The 17,640-nt window shown below is 68.5% G+C and carries 5 protein-coding genes; 1 reads left to right on the forward strand and 4 read right to left on the reverse strand.

Annotation, left to right across the window (positions count from 1 at the left end; translation table 11 throughout):
- Positions 1-26: 26 nt before the first annotated feature.
- From HWX09_RS10185 to HWX09_RS10195, 3 genes are all read right to left on the reverse strand, one after another.
- Positions 27-740, reverse strand: coding sequence for a dienelactone hydrolase family protein (locus tag HWX09_RS10185; protein WP_027786264.1), 714 nt, complete (start codon positions 738-740; stop codon positions 27-29).
- A 274-nt stretch (positions 741-1,014) separates the two neighbouring features.
- A complete protein-coding gene (locus HWX09_RS10190; protein ID WP_027786263.1) occupies positions 1,015-1,326 on the reverse strand; it encodes a DUF4148 domain-containing protein in 312 nt (103 codons plus the stop codon).
- A 289-nt stretch (positions 1,327-1,615) separates the two neighbouring features.
- On the reverse strand, positions 1,616-2,581 hold the full coding sequence (locus HWX09_RS10195) for a GlxA family transcriptional regulator (RefSeq protein ID WP_027786262.1): 966 nt from the start codon (positions 2,579-2,581) through the stop codon (positions 1,616-1,618).
- Between the two features lie 173 nt (positions 2,582-2,754).
- On the opposite strand from HWX09_RS10195, the gene HWX09_RS10200 reads away from it, so the two are divergent.
- Positions 2,755-3,396 (forward strand): HD domain-containing protein, encoded by a 642-nt coding sequence (locus tag HWX09_RS10200; RefSeq protein WP_027786261.1) that lies wholly within the window; start codon positions 2,755-2,757, stop codon positions 3,394-3,396.
- A gap of 18 nt (positions 3,397-3,414) precedes the next feature.
- Here the strand turns inward: HWX09_RS10200 and HWX09_RS10205 are convergent, their stop codons facing one another.
- On the reverse strand, positions 3,415-17,118 hold the full coding sequence (locus HWX09_RS10205; RefSeq protein WP_027786260.1) for an LWXIA domain-containing protein: 13,704 nt from the start codon (positions 17,116-17,118) through the stop codon (positions 3,415-3,417).
- Positions 17,119-17,640: the final 522 nt, after the last annotated feature.

A 17,640-nucleotide genomic window follows, 5' to 3' on the forward strand; every position in this document is an offset into this window, starting at 1 on the left:
TCAGCCGCGCTGAGAGCGGCGTTACGTTACGCCTGCTTCGTCCAAAGCGTCCGGCCGAAGAACGTGAGCGTGCGGTCCCACGCCATTTGCGACCACACCGGATCGAACTGCGTGCCGGCGATGCGGCCGGGGCCGACGGCCGTTTCGTTCGCGAACGCATGGTGCGCGAGATAGCGATGGAATTCGAAACCGACCTTCGCATCGGTCAGCTTCTTTTCCAGTGCGTCGACCTGGTCGATCGCAAAGAACGCATCCTGCGTGCCCCAATGGCCCATCAGCGGCACCTTGAGCTTGGCCGGATCGATGTAGTCGAGCGGCGGAACGCCGTACCACGTGACGCCGGCGTCCGCTTCGGCGTGCTGCAGCGACAGCAGCGTGAGGGCGCCGCCCATGCAGAAGCCCGTCACCGCGACACGCGGCGCCAGCGTCTTCAGGTACGCGACCGCGCCCGGAATGTCCTGCGACGCGGCGTCGCCGAAATCGAGGCCGGTCATCAGGTGATGCGCTTCTTCCTCCTCGACCGTCGACTTGCCGCGATACAGGTCGGGCACGAGCGCGAAGTAGCCGCAGCGCGCGAGGCGATCCGCGACGCCGCGGATCTGGTCGTTCAGCCCCCACCATTCCTGGATGACGACGACCGCGGGCGCGCCTTCGGTCCGCTCCGGCGTGGCGAGATAGCCCTGCAGTTCCTGGCCGTCCGGGCGGCGAAACGTGATCATGGAACCGGGTGTTTGAGACATGAAACCGCTCCTTTTCGAAAAATGCGCCGAGTGCGACATCGGGCCGACCAGCGGGCGTCGCGATACCGCTCGCATTTGTTCTGGCCGACGCCGACCACGCGGCCATTCTATGCGCAAACACCGGACGCTTGCGTGAACGGCGCCGCGCGGCACGCGACCGGCAAAGGGAGCGGACGGCCGGAAAACGAACACCCCGCCCCGATGAACGGGAGCGGGGTGTCGCGTGTACGGCGTGCGTCGGAATGCGCAGGAAATATGCTGGCGCGTATCCGGCTTACTGGCCGAAATAGACCGAGTCGCGGCCTTCCTGCTTGACCGCGATCGCGCGGCCGGCACGCGCGCCCGCGGCTGCTTGCGCGCCGTAGCCGGTTTCATCGGCGTTCGTCACGCGGGCCTGCGCGGTCTGCAGCGCACGCGGGTAATACTGATCGGAGACTTCGGGCTTGTAGCCGGCCTGTTCGAGCTGGACGAGTTCCGCACGCACCTGGGCGCGCGTCAGCTGGCCCGACGGGTTCGATTGGGCGAATGCGCCGTACGATGCGGACAGGGCGGTTGCGGCGACGACAGCGGTGATGAACAACTTCATGGTGACCTCCGGTTCTGTTGATTTCGCGCTTTGCTCGTGGCGTTCAGCGGTTGATTGCATCGTAACGAGCGCGTTACCGGTCGGAAATACGCGTGGCAGCGAATCATTATTGCAACTGGGTAAACGATTCGCGCGCAGCGCAATTTCGTCTGACGATTGCAGGCATGCCGGAGCAGCGGCTTGGTCTTCGGGGAAGCGACGGGGGCAATCGGCGCAACAGAGGCGGGATGGAGAGTTGAATCGTATTCCGAATGATGGTGGCGAGGCCACCGGCGTCGCTTGTTTCACATCACGCAGCCAGGGTCGCCTGCCGTTTCCGGTATTCGGCCGGCGTGATGCCGACATGCCGAGTGAACGCTCGCCTGAGCGTATCGACGTTCGCGAAGCCGCATTTCGCGGCGACCTGCTTCGGCGTGTCGTGGCCGTTCTCGAGGAGCTGGCGGGCGGCCGAGATGCGGGTCGCCTCGACCCATGCGGCCGGCGTCATGCCGACTTCCGCGCGAAACAGTCGCGCGAAATGGCGCGGGCTCATGCCCGCATGCTTCGCCATCTCGGCCACCGAATGCTCGAGTTCCGGATGTGCGGCGATCCAGCGCTGGACTTCCTGCAGTACCGAACGCCCGGCGGGGCGCGCTTCGCCCTTGCGGCTGAACTGGAGTTGGCCGCCCGGGCGCTTGAAGAACATCACCAGTTGCGCGGCGACGCGTCGCGCGATCTCGCGGCCGAGATCCTCCTCGACCAGCGCGAGCGCGAGATCGAGCCCGGCCGTGACGCCAGCGCCGGTGCGCAGCTTGCCGTCGCGTACGTACAGTGCGTCGGCGTCGACGGTGACGGACGGATACGCTTCGGCGAGCGCATCGGCGGCGGCCCAGTGCGTGGTCAGGTGGCGCCCTTTCAGCAGGCCGGTGGCCGCGAGGATGAACGCGCCGGTGCAGATCGAGCCGTAGCGCCTGCTTTGCACGGCCGCCGAGCGCAGCCACGCGAGGACGTCGGTGCGCAGCGCGATCTGGCCGGCGTGCGGCGCGCCGGCGACCAGCAGCGTGTCGAGGCGCTCCGGGATGTCGGGCACGATCCAGTCGGGCAGCATCCGTGCGCCGGACGAACTGCGGATCGGCCCGGGCCCGCTCGCGATGATCCGCAACGTGTAGAACGGCTTGCCGCACTCGGCGTTCGCTTGCGCGAACACGTCGAGCGGCGCGGAGACGTCGAGCAGTTGAACACCCGGAACGGCGAAAATACCCACGACCTTCGACATGATCGGTTGCGTGTTGTAACGAACGTGATGCGCAGCAGTATAGGAGCGCTTTCTTCACCGTGCAGACACCATGTCCGTTCGTCGCGCGAAATGGCAGGATTCGTCGTAATACGTCCATTGGAGACACGTGTTGGACTCCGGAAAATCGAGGGTGTCTTCCATGGAGGTCCATCATGACTGTGAACGTTGCCGGCATCACCCTTCCCGATACGCGTTTGACGCGCGAGATCACCGAACTCGTGCGCGATACCGAGTCCGAGCTGCTGTTCCACCACTCGAGCCGCGTGTTCTATTTCGCTGCGCTGGCGGGCCGGCGGCGCGGGCTCGAGTACGACCCCGAGCTGCTGTATTGCGGCTGCATGTTCCATGACATGGGACTGACGCGCCGGCACAGCAGCACATGCGAGCGCTTCGAAGTGGACGGCGCGAACGCCGCGCGCGATTTTCTGAAGGGCAAGGGGATTTCGCAACAGGACATCGATGTCGTATGGACCTCGATCGCCCTGCACACCACGCCCGGCATCCCGCAGCACATGCATCCGGTCGTCGCGCTGGTCACGGCGGGCGTCGAGATGGACGTACTGGGCCTCACTTACCCGGAATACAGCGATGTCGAGCGGGAAGCGGTCGTACGCGCGCATCCGCGCACGCCGCATTTCAAGGAGGACATCATTCAGGCGTTCTACGACGGCATCAAGCACAAGCCCGACACGACGTTCGGCAACGTGAAGGCCGACGTGCTCGCGGACAAGGATCCGCATTTCCATGCGGGCAACTTCTGCAGCGTGATCCGATCGTCCGCGTGGGCCGGCTGAGCGACGGGCCGGCGCGCATCACCCGACGTTGATCGACTGCCCGACGTGCAGCAGATTCGGCGCCGAAGCCAGGCCCGGATTCAACTGCAGGATCTCGTTCAGCGCGCGCGCATCCTGCTGGTCTCGCGTCATCGCCTTCCGGTCGTCCGGTGACACGTGTGCGGCGTCGAGCAGCGACTGGCGATGCGCGTCGGCGATCACCCATAGCGAATCTCCGGCCACGACGATGTACGGCTGCGCGGCCGTCGACGGCGGCGCGGAGGGCTGCGCGGGCGCGGTAGTGCCCGTCGTGCCGGTCCCGGGCGGTTGCGTTGCGGTAGTGCCCGGCGCGAGGCCGGTCGTCGGCGTGCCGGCGGTCGGCTGCGGCGGCTGATGTGATGGCGACGACGATGCCGGCTTCGACTGCGGCTTGTGCGTCGACGATCCCGAGCCACCCGACGGCGGCCCGAAGAACAGGTTCTGCAATTGCGTGAAACCCCAGATCCCGATCGGCACGAGGATGAGCGCGGTCGGGTATTTCTTGACCCAGCGCGTCGCGTTCGGGAAATGGGTGTTCAGGCGCGCACCGAGCAGTATCGCCGTCGACGTCGCGGCCGTTGCCGCGAGCCCGTAGTGCCCTTTGTCGTATTGCGCGATCGTGCCCGCGATGCCGCTCGCGACGCCGACGAAATCCGACGTCGAATCGATCAGGCGCACGACGCGGCTACGCTTGTCCGCGTTCACGCGGTGCGCGCTCACCGCATAGACGAGGCCCGAATAGGTCGCGGCGAGCCCCGCGCTTGCCGTCGTCAGCGCACCGGCGACGGTCGGCGCGGTCATGAGCCCGTGCACGCCGACGGCGATCGTCCCCGAGTAGCCGACGATCGCGCTACCGCGCCCGACGAGGCCGAGGAACCGGCGGGAATTGCCGTGATGCAGTTGCGCGAGCGACGTGCCGCCGACCATGCCCTGCATGTTCGCGAGCAAGTCGACCGACAGTTCCTTGATCTGCGCGGCCGCATCGTCGAAGCCGATGAGCCCCTGTCGATGCATTTCGACGAAGTGGCTCGCCTTCACTCGCGTTTCGTTCGTGAGCAGGTCGAGCTGCTCGAGCCGCGTCGGGTTGTAGCCGTGCACCGGCGCGCTCAGTTGCTGCGCGAGCGAGCGCTGCAGCCGGTCGAGCACGTCGTGCACTGCGCGCGGGTCGCCGCTCTGCAGGCTCTGCACCGCGCCCTGGTGCATCGCACCGAATACGCGACCCGCGCGCGCACCGACGAACAGCGCGGTGTTCGCGTGGGTGAGCGCATCCGAGCTCATCACGGTCATGCCGTTGAACACGTTCAGCGCCACGAGCGAGCTGGCGCCGGCCACCGTGCCGCCGAAGCCCAGCGACCACGCCCAGTCGCGTTTGCCGAACGACGGCCGGTGGACGCGCAGCGCGTTGAGCTGCGCGAGCGCAGCCTCCTGCGGGTTGCCGCGCTGGTGGCTCGGCTGCGTGGCGATGTCGCGGTTCACGATGATGGGCCTGGTCTCGTCGATCGCGAGCTTCGGATCGGCGGCCACCGCGCGCCAGAACGCGGTGCTCGATGCATTCGGATTAGCATGCGCGTCGATCTTGCGTTCGGTATCGGGCCTGCCGTACCGGCTCAGCCAGCGCTTGCCGGCGTCGCGTGCGCGCGCTTCGGCGCGGTTGGCGGAATCGGCGGTATTCCAGTAGTTCTCCTTCGCATAGGTGATCGTCGCCTGTCGTGCGCGGTCCATCAGCGCGGTCGTGTGCCCTTCGTACAGATCGGCCCGCAGTTGCGCGAGCTGGTCGGGCTTCAGCCCGTTCGCGAGGCCGACGCGTTCGACTTCGGCGAACAGCACCTGATGCTGGTTCGCGAGCGTCTGCGCGCCGACCCGTTCGAACACGCGCGTGAGCGCGTCGGCGCCGTGCAGGCGAGCGAGCTTGTCGGGCGCATGCAGCTTGTATTCGACGAGCTTGCGCGCGAGTGCGGCGGTCAGATCCTGGTTCGCGACGAAGTCCGAGCCGTGCGTCGCATACGACAGCCCGAGATGAACCCAGTCGAGTTCCTTGCGCTCGAGCACGGCCTCGACGAGCTTCATGTGGCCGTCGCCCGGCGCCGGTTCGAGCACGGCGTCCCAGCCGTGGAACGTCACCATCACATGCGGCGCGGTTGCGCCGGCGTGCTGCCGCGCCCACGTTTCGAGCGCATCGAACGTGCGCACGTAGTCGTGGTACGCATCGTTGGTGCCGGCCAGCGTGCGCTGGTCCTCGGCCGATACGAGCGCGCGCGACGGCGCGGTTTCGAGGCGCAGCACGAAGCCGCCTTCGGACGCCGCGTCGAGCCATTTGTACAGGTGGTCGAGGTCGTCGAGTTCGAGATGGCGGTCCGTGCCGTCGATATCGATCCGCGCGTTCGCTTCGTCGAACTGCGCGTTGTCGAGCTTGCCGAGTTCGCGCACGCGGCGGATGAAGGCGGGGTCGTGTTTCCGGCCGAGCGCGGCGGCCAGCGAATACGGATCGACCGCGACCGACACGACCGGCATCGCACCGCCGTAGCGTTTCACGAGTGCGAGCATCTCCGCGGGGTCGTCGCGCAACGTGAAGCCGCGCGCCATCAGCGCGAGGCGATCCTGGATCTCGGGCTTCGCGCGGCCATAGGCCTGCAGCGCATGCCGGTCGGCGGCCCGCGCGATCGACAGATAGGTGATCGCGCTCTTCGCATGGCGCGACACCACGTTCGCCGCACGATCGGGCCGCGACAGCGGGCCGCGCCACGGCATGCTCGACACGTCGCGCGCGAGCCGCAACGGGATGCCGAGCGCCTTCATCATCACGCTGTCGGCCATCATGACCTGGCGTGTCGTGCCGAGGTCGAGCGGCTTGCCGGTGCGGCCCGCGAACGCCTTCACGCGCTCGTGCTCGGGGAACCAGTCGTCGAGCTTCGCCTTGCCGAAGCGGAGAATCCATTCGGCGACCGTCGCGCTCGTCAGGCCGGGCTGATAGGTCTTGATGCTGAACGGCTCGCCGGCCGGCGCGGCCTGCGGCGCCGGTGGCGCGGCCGGCGCAGGCGCCGCCTGCACGTTCTGCTTGCCTTTTTTGCCTTTTCCGCTCGCAGGCTTTTTCGGCTTCGCGGGCGGGCTGGCGGACGCAGTGGCGGACGCAGGGTCACTGGCAAGTCTGGCCTGCTGGTTCTTCGCGGCCGTCAGGTCGGCCGCGATGCGGCTCTCCAGTTCGCCGAACGGCGCGGACGATCCCGCGGCGGCCTTCTGCAACTGCTTGCCGAGTTCCTCTTGTTTCAGCGCATAGGCCGCGACCTGCGTCGGCTGCGTGCGCGCATCGAACTCCGCCGGGTCGAGCCGCGTCACGAGAAAGTGCCGGTCCGAGCCGTCCGGACCGCCGCCGATCTTCGTCTTGTCGAGGTCGACGCCGGGCTTGCTCTTGTCGGCGAAATGCGCGGAGTCGTCGAACCATTGCAGCGTGCCGTCGCGGGTCGCGAGGATGCCGTCCGGCTGGTGCAGCGTGTCGATCAGCGCCCCTTCCGTGCCGTAGACGTAGATGAAGTATTCCGGGCCGACCTGGCCAAGATCGATCACGCGCCGCAGGTGAAGCGTATTCGCGCCGTTGAAATCGTGCACGTCGTCGGCCGATTTCGGCAGCAGGTTCGGCGCGACCCATCGGTTGGCGAGCGGCGTCGCGCCGGCCGGCGGCTTGCCTCTCGACTGAATCTTGCCGAGCCGGCGCTGCACGCGGTCGCTCGTTTTCATCGACGGCGGCTTTTGTTCGGCGATCGGCAACGCGCGCTCGGCCGGCTCGAAGCCGCCATAGCGGGACACCACCGATTCCGGTAGCGAGGACGGCACGAACACGACGCCGCGCCGGCCGTCGGGCAGGCCGCGCGCGCGGCGACGGAAGGCGGTGCCGAGATCCTGCTCGCCGATCGACGCGTCGCCGACCGAGGTTTTCTCGTGATAGGTCCAGCCGCCACCGCCTTGCTTGGGCACGGCGTAGCCGAGCACCTTGCCGGTCTTTCTGTCTACCGCGAAGATCGTCGTGCTGTCGTCCGCGGCCTTCGCGGCCGCCTTGGGACGCTTGAATTGCGGCGCGCGGGCGAGTTTGCCGATCTGGTCGACGACCTCCTGCGCAGGCGCGTCACCGGAAGGCTCGGCATTCCACACGCGCTTCGAATCGACGGCTTCGACCTTCGCCGCGCCGCCGAATTGCCGCAGCTCGTCGAGCGACACCGGCGACAGGTAGAAGTCGAATTTCGCGCGTGCTTCATGCGGCGTTTCGCTGCCGCTGCGCTTGCGTGGACGCGAGCCCGGATAGAGCGCGTCGCGCAAGTCGTGCGACGGCGTGCCGCCGGGATCGGCCGATTCGACCGGACCGGGCTGGCCGTGCGCATCGGTCGTCAGGCTCGCGACGAAGTCGGGTTGCCGATGCGTGCCGTCGTCCGCCGGGCGGTCGTCATGCTTCGCGATCAGCACGTGGGCGTTGGGGCCAGCATAGTGCGCGAGGTCGCGGATGTCGGCCAGTTGTGTGCCGTCGATCCGCTTCAGGTCGCGTTTGCCGTGCGCATCGAGCCAGTCGGCCGCGCGCGCTTCGGGCGGGAGCGCGGGGGCGGCCGGCAGGAACGACGACGGGTCGAGCACCGGCCACATCATCATCGACGGCATCGTCCGCGGTGCCGTGCCGGCCCGTCCGGCTTCGCCGTCGCGCATCGCCTGCTCGGCCTGCGCGCGATACAGCGCACGGTAGACGGGGTTGCCGGGCAGCGAGGTCCGCGCGTTGCCGAATGCGTCGGCGAGGCGCGCGAGGCCGGCTGCGTCGCCCGGCATCACATGATCGGCTTCGCGCGCGATCTCGTCGGGGAGCACCGCGTGCTCGGCGATGTCGATGCCGGTCGATTCGAGGATCTGCTTGCGCACCGCGAATGCATTGGCCTGCGCGCGCGCCTCGGCGCGCAGCGCGCTTTCCGCGTACGCATCGGGGCTGCTGGTGTCGAGGCCGAGCCGGTTCGTCGCCACGTCGACCGCGTGCCCGACCTCGTGTGCGAGCACGTAGACGATCGTGCCGGCATTGCGCAGGCCGCCGTCGATCACGATCCGGCGCTGTTCGGCATCGACTTTGCTGCCGGCGCCCGCGCGGCCCTGCACGATCTCCCAGCGGCCGGGGTTCAGCAGCCGCAGTTGACCGGCGAGGAGGCTCGACTGGTCGGCCAGCGCATACGCGGCGTCGGGCAGCGGCGCGCCGCCGAACCACATCCGGATGCGCGTGAAGAGCGACGGCTTCTGGACGAACGCACCGTCCGGCAGCGATTCGCTGATCACCGGATGCGCGAGTTCGACGCGGCCGCTCGCGATGCCGCGTTCGAGCGGCTGGATGACGGCGTCGATCATCCCGGGCGTGCGGTTGGTGGCCGGGTCCGGATGCGGGATCAGGACGGAAGGATCGCTGAAGTAGAACGTGCCGTGCGCATCGAACAGGCCTTCGAAATCGAACGACAGGCCGTGCCGCGCGGCAAGCTCGCGCATCGCGACGAGCTGCCGCATCGATTCGCGCGTCACGCGTTTCGGCAGGATGCCATGCATCACGTCGAGGCTGCCGAGCTCGGCCAGCGGGCTGTACAGCACCGCGACGCGCCCGTGGTACGTGAACGGCCCGTCGACCGTGACCGTGCGCATGCCGAGCTGCGTCAACTGGTCGAGCCCGCGCTTTTCGTGGGCGAGCATCGCGCGCGCCTTGTCGCCGCTGGCGTCGAACACGCCGATCGCATTGCGCTTGCCGAGTTCGAATACGGCCTTCGCGGTGCCGGCGCCGAGGAACGGGCCGAGCAGCGTGTCAGGATCGACGCGCCGCGACGGATCGCCGGCGACGTGCAGCCCGTGCTCGTCGACGGCGAGCGCGCCCGCATCGATCCGTTCGCGCGGCGACGGCGTATAGCGAGTCCACGCGCCCGGGCCGCCGAACTGCATGCGCTGCGTGCCGTCGCCGCGCGGCTCGCCGAGCGGGCGGACCGTGCCGCTGTCGGGCACGTAGATCGTCCGCTGCCAGAGGTTCGCGAGCCACGCGGCGTGGGTCGCGCCGCCTTCGCCTGCGAGGACGATGGGGGCGCCGGCCCGTGCGGGCGTGAACGCGTGGCGATGATCGATCGAATAGTCGACGGGCGTGGCGGGGCGGCCGCGTGCATCGAGCAGGCCGCCGGCCGCATCGGTCCGCGCATGGACGAGCGTCAGCGGCTCGCCGTTCGCATAGGACACCGGACCGTTGCGCGAGAAGGACAGTTTCGGCGAGCCGCCGCCGAACAAGCGGCGCGGAAACGGCGACGCACGGTCCGCATGCGCGTGGCTCCACTGCGCCTGTTCGTCGAGCGTGCGCGGCAACCGTGTGCCGCCGCCGGCGCCGGACGATTCGGTCGTGTGCGGCGCGGGCATGCTCGGCGATGCGCTGCCTGGCTGCTGCTGCCGGTCCCACGCGCGGCCATAGAACGAACCGTAGTGTTCGCCGTCGCGGCCCGATACGGGGGCGTTGCCGAATGCGTCGGCCAGGCGCGCGAGGCCGGCTGCGTCGCCCGGCATCACATGATCGGCTTCGCGCGCGATCGCGTCGGGGAGCACCGCGTGCTCGGCGATGTCGACGCCGGTCGATTCCAGGATCTGCTTGCGCACCGCGAACGCGTTGGCCTGCGCGCGCGCTTCGGCGAGCAGCGTGCTTTGCACGTACGCTTCCGGGCTGCTGGTGTCGAGGCCGAGCCGGTCGTTCGACACGTCGGCCGCGTGGCCGGCTTCGTGCGCGAGCGTATAGACGAGCGTGCCGGTGCCGCGCAGGCCGCCGTCGATCACGATCCGGCGCTGGTCGACGTCGGTGCGGCTGCCGCGTCCCGCGCGGCCCCACACGACCTGCCAGCCATCCGACTTCAGCAGTCGCATCTGGTCGGCGAGCAGGCTCGACTGGCCGGCGAGCGCATACGCGGCATCGGGCAGCGGCGCGCCGCCGAACCACATCCGGATACGCGTGAAGATCGACGGCTTCTGGACGAATGCGCCTTCCGGCAGCGATTCGGTGATCGCCGGATGCGCGAGCGCGATGCTGCCGTTGCGGATGCCGCGTTCGAGCGGCGCGATGACGTTGTCGATTTCCTCGAGCGTGCCGTCGATTTGCTCGCGATCATCCGAGCGGGATACGGTGGCCGGGTCGCTGAAGTAGAACTCGCCGCGGGCGTCGAATACCCCCTGAAAATCGAACACCAGACCATCGCGCTCGACGATCTCACGCATCGCGGCGAGCTGTCGCATCGATTCGTGCGTGACATGCGACAGCAACGCGCCGTTCGAGACGGCACGGCTGCTGAGTTCGGCGAGCGGATGGTAGAGGATCCCGATCCGGTTGCCGACCGAGAACGGGCCGTCGATGGTCAATGTACGCATGCCGTAGCGGCGCAGCAGGTCGAGTCCGTTGCGTTCCGTGTCGAGCGCGTCGTAATGATTGGCGAGCTGGCCGTCGCGAGGCTGCGTGGGATCGATGTCGTACAGGCCGATCGCGTTGCGCTTGCCGAGTTCGAACACGCTCTTCTCGATGCCGGCCCCGAGGAACGGGCCGATCAGCGCTTGCGGGTCCAGCCGCCGTGACGGGTCGCCCGCGACGTGCAGGCCGTTCGCGTCGACGGCGAGTTCGCCGTAGTCGATGCGCTCGCGCGGCGACGGCGCATAGCGGGTCCACGTGGGCGCGTGATCGAATCCCACCTGGGCCCGCGTGCTGCCCGGGTTGCCCATGGCCGCGTCGAACGCGCGGATGGTGCCGCCGTCCGGCACGTAGACCGGCCGTTGCCAGGTGTTCGTGAGCCATGCCGCGGCGGTGTGGCCGTGGTCGGCGGCCAGGACCAGCGCGCGGCCGGTGCCCGCGCTGGTCGACGTACCGGCGAAGAAGTGCGCGATCGAAAAGTCGACATGCTGCACAGGGCGGCCGTGTGCGTCGAGCAGTTGGCCCGCGTCGTCGGTTCGGCCGCGGATGATCGTCAGCGGTTCTTCGATCCCGGACGACGTGTGTTCGTCCAGGATCCGCAACGTCATCTGTCGCGGCTCGTTGCGCCCGCGTTCGGCGATCGGCGAGATCACCTCCGCATGCGCGACGCTCCACTGCACCTGTTCCTCGAGCGTGCGCGGCAGGTGCGTGCCGCCGCCGGCCGATTCGGTCTGCGGCGCGGGCATCCGGCGCGGGGCGCCGCCGTCGCGTTTCTGCTTGTCCCAGATGCCGTCGTAGAAGGCCTGGTACGTCTCGCCGCGGCGGCCCGACACCGGCGCATCGGCGAACGCGTCGGCAAGCCGTGCGACCGTGCCCGCATAGTCGCTCGACGGCGTCCAGCGGTCGGCCTCGTGCTGGAGCGCGTCGGGCAGCGTCGTGTTCGCCGCGATGTCGCCGCCGCCCGCGAGATCGATCTCGTAACGCGCCTCGAACGCGTTGATCTGCGCGCGCGCTTCGGCTTCGAGCGCCTTGCGCGTGAAGCGGCTGCGGCCGCTGTAGTCGAGCGAATCCAGCGTACCGTCGATCGCCTCGACCGCATGCTTGGCCTCGTGCGCGAGCGTGTACGTGATGCTGCCCGAATCGTGCAGTGCGCCGTCGATCGTCACGCGGCGCCGCTTCGGATCGATTCGGCTGCCGCCGCCGCGCTTGCCGAGGCTCACGCGCCAGCCGGCATCGCTCAGCATCCGCAACTGCTGCGTGAGCGTGTCCGATTGCTGCGCGAGCGCGTGGACCGCGTCCGGCAGCGGCGCGCCGCCGAAACGCATTTGCAGCCGCGTGAACAGGCCCGGCCCGGCAAGCGCCGGGTCCGGCGGCGCTTCGGTGGTTTCAGGGTGCGCGGCGGCCGGCAGCGCGTGGTCGTCGGCCCGTGTGTGGCGGGCCGGCTTCGGCCGGGATGCGTCGCGCGCATCGTTCGCCGCTTGCGACGCGGATCGTTCGGCCGGCTTGACGAGCACCAGGACGCGGTTCGGTGCACTGAATGCGCCGTCCAGCGCACGCGCCGGGCGAGCGGGCGGCTGCGGCAGCGCGGCGTGCGTTTCGGGATCGGCGGCGTTGCGCCGGGTCGTTGCGAGCACAACGACCGTGTCGTCGTTCGCGGGCTGCGGCGCGCGCCGCGCGGCGGGCGCTTCCGGATTCGCCGCGGGTGGGTCGGCTTCGACGACGCCGGCCGCATCGGCGTGCGCCGCCTGCGCGTTCGTGCCGACGACGCGGCCGCCTGCCGCCGCTGCGTCGGGGGCGGGCCGGTAGCGCGTCAGCGGCGCGTCGGCGCGCAGCGTGCCGTCCGTGTGCAGCGCGTCCGGCGCGGCCGCGAATACCGGCCGCTGCCAGCGGTTCGCGAGTTCGGGCGCGACGTGCGCGTCCGACGCATCGGCGATGACGACGATCGGTTCCGCGACGTCGGCGGGCAGCGCGCCGGCCGCACGCGGCCGCGCTGCGTCGGGCATGGCGGCTGCCGGGTCCTCGCCGTTGCGCACGATGAAAAGCGTATGTTCGCCGTAGTCGAACGCTTCGACCGACGGGCCGCGCGGCACCGACACGCCGGCCGGGTCGAGCGTCGCGGGCCGGGAGGCCGGTTCGGCGTCGGTCAGGTCGATCACGCGGACCGGCGTGCGCGGCGCGACGCTGGCCGGCTCTTCAAGGGCGCCCGCGCCGGGTGCGCCGGGCGCCCGCGCGATGGCCGGATCGTTCTCCGCGCGCAGGTCGCTGCTGCGGCGATTCTGCGCGGCGACATGCGAATCGGACGCGCGCGTTTCCTGCTGGTTCTCGTCGCGCGCGGTCCGTGCTTCGCTCGTGTGCTGCGCATTGCGTGCGCTGGCGGTCGTGGTCGCGGTGGCCGTGTCGTTCGCTTCGGTGGCGCGCGCCGCGGCTTCGTTGGCCGGCGTGGTCCGCGGGGGCGCGCTGTCGGCCGGCGGCGCCTCGTCGCTTGCCGGCGGCCGCGAGTCGCTGCGCGACGGAATGGGCGCTTTCGCGACGAGCTTCGACGGTGCATTGATTTCGCCGTCGCTGCCGAACGACAGCCGGTCGCCCGTTTCCGTGACCGAATCGATCTTCGTGCCTTCGGTCCAGGTCTTGCCGGTCAGCTTGACGATGCTCAGTTCGCCGTTCTCGCCGAGGATCACCGACGTCCCGCGCGGCAGGTTGTTCAGGTCCTTGTTGTTGAGCGAGTCGAGCACGCGCACGGGCATGTTGTCGTAGATAAGTACCTTGTCGCCCGCCATCAGCGTGCCGTCCTTCGCGACCTTGATGTCGACGCCGTCGAGCGACGCGCGCGTCGCGCCGAACGCGAGTTGCGACGGCTCGTTCCTGCTCAGGATTTTCTGCAGTTGCTGCCCGTCGATCGAGATGCGTTCGCCGCCCGCCGAGCGGGCGACCACTGGCCGGCCCGTGACGCGAACCGTCGCGTTGACCACGCGGTCCCGCACGCCGCCCGCGCCCATCAGCGCGACGTTCGTGAAACCCGATTTGAGCGCGTCCCAGCCGTGCTCGCTGTCCCCGTGCGCGAAGTCGATACCGGCTTCGACAAAGCTCTCGCCTGCGGCGCCGACGCCGGTGGCGAGCGACGTGCCGCGCACGATCGCGGTGGTCACCCGCGCGGCCTTCGCCGAGCCGGTGAGCGCGGTGATCGTCTTGCCGAACACTTCCGAGCCCGCGAACTTCGCCGCGCCGGCCGCACCCATCGGCACGAGGTTGAGCCAGTCGCCGCGCGCGCCGGCGTCGGTGAACGGATTGATGCTCTGGTTGTGTTCCCAGCGCGAGCCGATATCGAGCGCGGATTTCGCCATGCTCGAACCGATCGCCGTGTCCATCATGACCGCGCCCCCGAAATTCAGCGCGGCACCGGCAAAGGCGCCCACACCCGTTGCGTCCAGCAGCACGCCGGCGCCTTCCATCAGCAGCCCGAGACCCATCATCCCGAGGTTCACCTTGCCGCCGGTCAGCGTGTTCAGCGCGCTGTCGAACCAGTCGTCGTGATGCGCGGCCTTCTGCTGGAACTGCGCGTGACCGTTGTCGTCGTAGCCGGTCACGAGATCGAGCGTGCCGCTCGACGCAAGCCGGTTGTTGTCGAGGTAGTCGCCGACGTTGTCGTAGTTCGCCGACGTGTCGTCGACGTACTGGACGTGGCCCTTGCTGTCGGTGACCTTGAAGAGCGCGCTCGTCACCATTCCGGCCGTCTTGTCCGAGTAGATCAGCGGCAGGATGTTGACCTGCGTGCCGCTGCCGCCGCCGAGCTTCAGGATTTCGCCGCGCACCTTGTTGATCGTGTCGAGCTTGTCCTTGTCGGTGTAGCGCACCGTGTCGTCGTTGACGGGCGCGGTGGGCGTGCCCGTGTCCGACGACGGCTGCACGTCGGACGGCAACCCGATCGCGGTGCCGATCAGGTTGCGCTGCTCGTTGTCGGTCAGCTTGCCGAAATTGATCGTCGCGGCCTTGTTCGTGCTCACCCCGGCCTGATCGAGCAGCGATTGCGACAGCTCGCCCTGGTGCGCGCGGAAGAAACCGTCGAGCGCGTTCGAATATGCGTCCTTGTCGTCCTGGCTCTGCGGATTGCGCAGATTCTCGGCGAGGCTCGCATCGAACTGGTCGAGCAGCACCTGCTGATGCGACATCTCGGTCAGCAGCTGCAGCTTGTTGATGTTCGCGCTGGCCTGCTGCAGGTCGTTGCGCGCCTGGTCGAGCTGGTCCTGGTACGGATTCGGACGCTGCGGCGTGCGCATCGGAATCTCGTCGCCGTTCACCTCGCGCATGCGCACCGGCGTCGGGTTGTTCGCGTACCAGTCGTCGTAGGTTTTCTGAATGTCGGCGAGCTTGCCCTTCAGCACGCCTTCCTGCGTCTTCGCGTTCGCCAGCTGGAATTTCGCGGCCGCGTCGTTGAAGGTGTTGGACAGCCGGCCGTCGGCCGCGCGCAGCGCGCCCGCGACGACATGGAGTTTTTTCGCGTCGAGTGCGGTCTGGCCGGTCGCGGTGGTCGGCACGGACGTGTTCGAGCCGGGCGGCTGCAGCACGAACGACGGATTCGTGAACAGCGTCGTGGGCGCGAGCGACGTCGATAGTGCGCCCGGCGGCGTCGACGTGCTCAACGACGACGTCGGCGTCTGCGTCGTCGACGGCGCCGGCGTGCTCGATGTGCTCGAGGTGCTCGGCAGCGACGTGCTCAGCGACGGCGACGGTTGTGCCGAGGGCGACGGTTGTGCCGACGGGGACGGCGGCGTGGTGGGCGGCGGCGGATTCGTCGACAGCGTCGGCGTCGGGTTCTGCAGTACGAACGGCACCTTCGGCTTGAGCTGTGCGTCGATTTGCGCGCCGGCGTCGTCATACTGCTGCGCGAGCGTCTGACCGTACGCGACGACGAACCCGTCGTGCGCGAGGCGAGCCTTCTGCTTTGCCTGTGCGAGCGCATCAGACGCGGTGGCTAGGTCGGTGTCGACGGCCGGATGCGGATCCAGCGAGCGCGGATTCGCGGTATGCCAGTCGTCGGACGCCGATTTCGCGGTGTCGTACTTGCCCTGCAGGTCATCGACGGTCAACTGCGCGCCGAGCATCTGCATGTAGCTGCCGCTCGTGTTCGCCTGCGTGGTCGCGCGATCGAGCGCGGCCTTGTCGTCTTTCGCCGCGCTGGGCGTCGAGCCGATCAGGCACGCGCTGTCGGCGTCGTACTTCTGCTGCAGCGTCGTGACCTGCTGCGCGTCGAGCGACGCCGCATAGGCCGCGTTCGAGTAATTGGCGATCTTCGCGGCCTGCGCGACATTGGCCTGCACGGCGTTCATGTCGACGTTGCCGTTCGCATCGGCCGGCGGCGGATCGGGCAGGTCGACCTGCAACTGCAGCGGCTCGAGCGCATCGTTCAGCTTGCCGACGCCGGTATCGATCGCGTCCTTGTAGGCGGGATCGGCCATGTACGACTGGAACTGCGTATAGGCGAGATTCGCGTTGCTGACGTCTGCCCAGTACTTCGCCTGGCCCGTTACCGCGCTCGAGGTCGCCGATTGCCAGTCGTCGTAGGCCTGGACCTGGGCGGGCGTCTTGCAATCGCCCTGCTGCGGGACGAAGTTCGGATTCGCCTTCGTCTGGTCGGGGAACAACTTTTGCAGCGTGGCGAGCTTCGCATCGGCCTGCTGTTGCGCGGGCCCCTCGATCTTGTCGTTCGTCGGGTCGGTGCTGTACTGGTCGGCTTTCGCCTGTTCGCCGTACAGGATCCGGTAGCCGGCGTCGGTCGTGACGTCGAGTTCGCGTTGCGCGGTGTCGGCCGCATCGTGCGCCTTCGTGTAGTTGTCGCGTGCGGCCTTGCGCTCGTCGGGCGTCGCGTCGGGGTCGTGGTTCGTCATCCGCAGCACGCCCTGCGCACCTTGCAGCGTCTGCTGCGCGTTGTCGTACTTGGTCTGCGCGTCCTGGATCACACCCTGGACAGCTCGCGTCGTGTCGTTGTCGACCGTGATCTCGGGCGGCGCCACGCGATATTGATCGGCCATGCTCTGGAGCAGGGCGGTGGCCGACGCGATTTCGGGGTTGGTCGGCTTGGACGGATCGGTGCCGAGATCCGCCTGCACGGGGATCGGCGGCGTGGTAGTCGGGTTGACCGGGTTGGCCGGGCCGTTGTTCGGGCCGTCGTTGGACGTACCGTCCGCATTGCGCGGCGGTTTCGGTGCGAGGTCCGGATCCAGCGTTTGCGACAGGAAACGCTGCCAGTTCAACCCCAAACCCATTCCGTCGATCGACAACATGCAAGGCTCCCGTCAGGCGCGGCCGTACGCAGGGTGCACGCCGCCGGCGCCGCATGGCGCGATTTCGAGTGTACGGAAGCGGTGGGAGTGGGCACGGGGGCGATTCGTAGCGCGTGTCGAGGGGGAGCGGGTCGGTCCGGGGATCGCTACGAGAAGCAATCATGTGCTGATCAGTGCGCGATGCGGAAGGCCGGGGATGCGGCGGCTTGCGCATCGATTCGGTCGGGTTCGTGTGTTACAGCTGGCTTTCGGTGATGGGGCGTGTCTTACTGTTCGCTTTCGATTTTTGATAAGTTATGCGAAGTGATTTGTGGGGGTGTTGGGGGCGTAAGTAGTGCGGTATGCCGCGAATTGAGGGAAGGGATTCGGGCGACATGAATGCGGTCAACCCATATCGATGCCAGAGGAACAGGAGCCGGTGCGGTGGATGATTCGCTTTGGTGATGGACAAGTGTTGCCGACTGAATTGCGCCGATATCCGATGGGCGCGGGCAGCTTGCTCGAGCAGGCGGTCGACGGGTA

Source organism: Burkholderia sp. BCC1208, from assembly GCF_902833095.1.
In the GTDB taxonomy this organism is placed as follows: domain Bacteria; phylum Pseudomonadota; class Gammaproteobacteria; order Burkholderiales; family Burkholderiaceae; genus Burkholderia.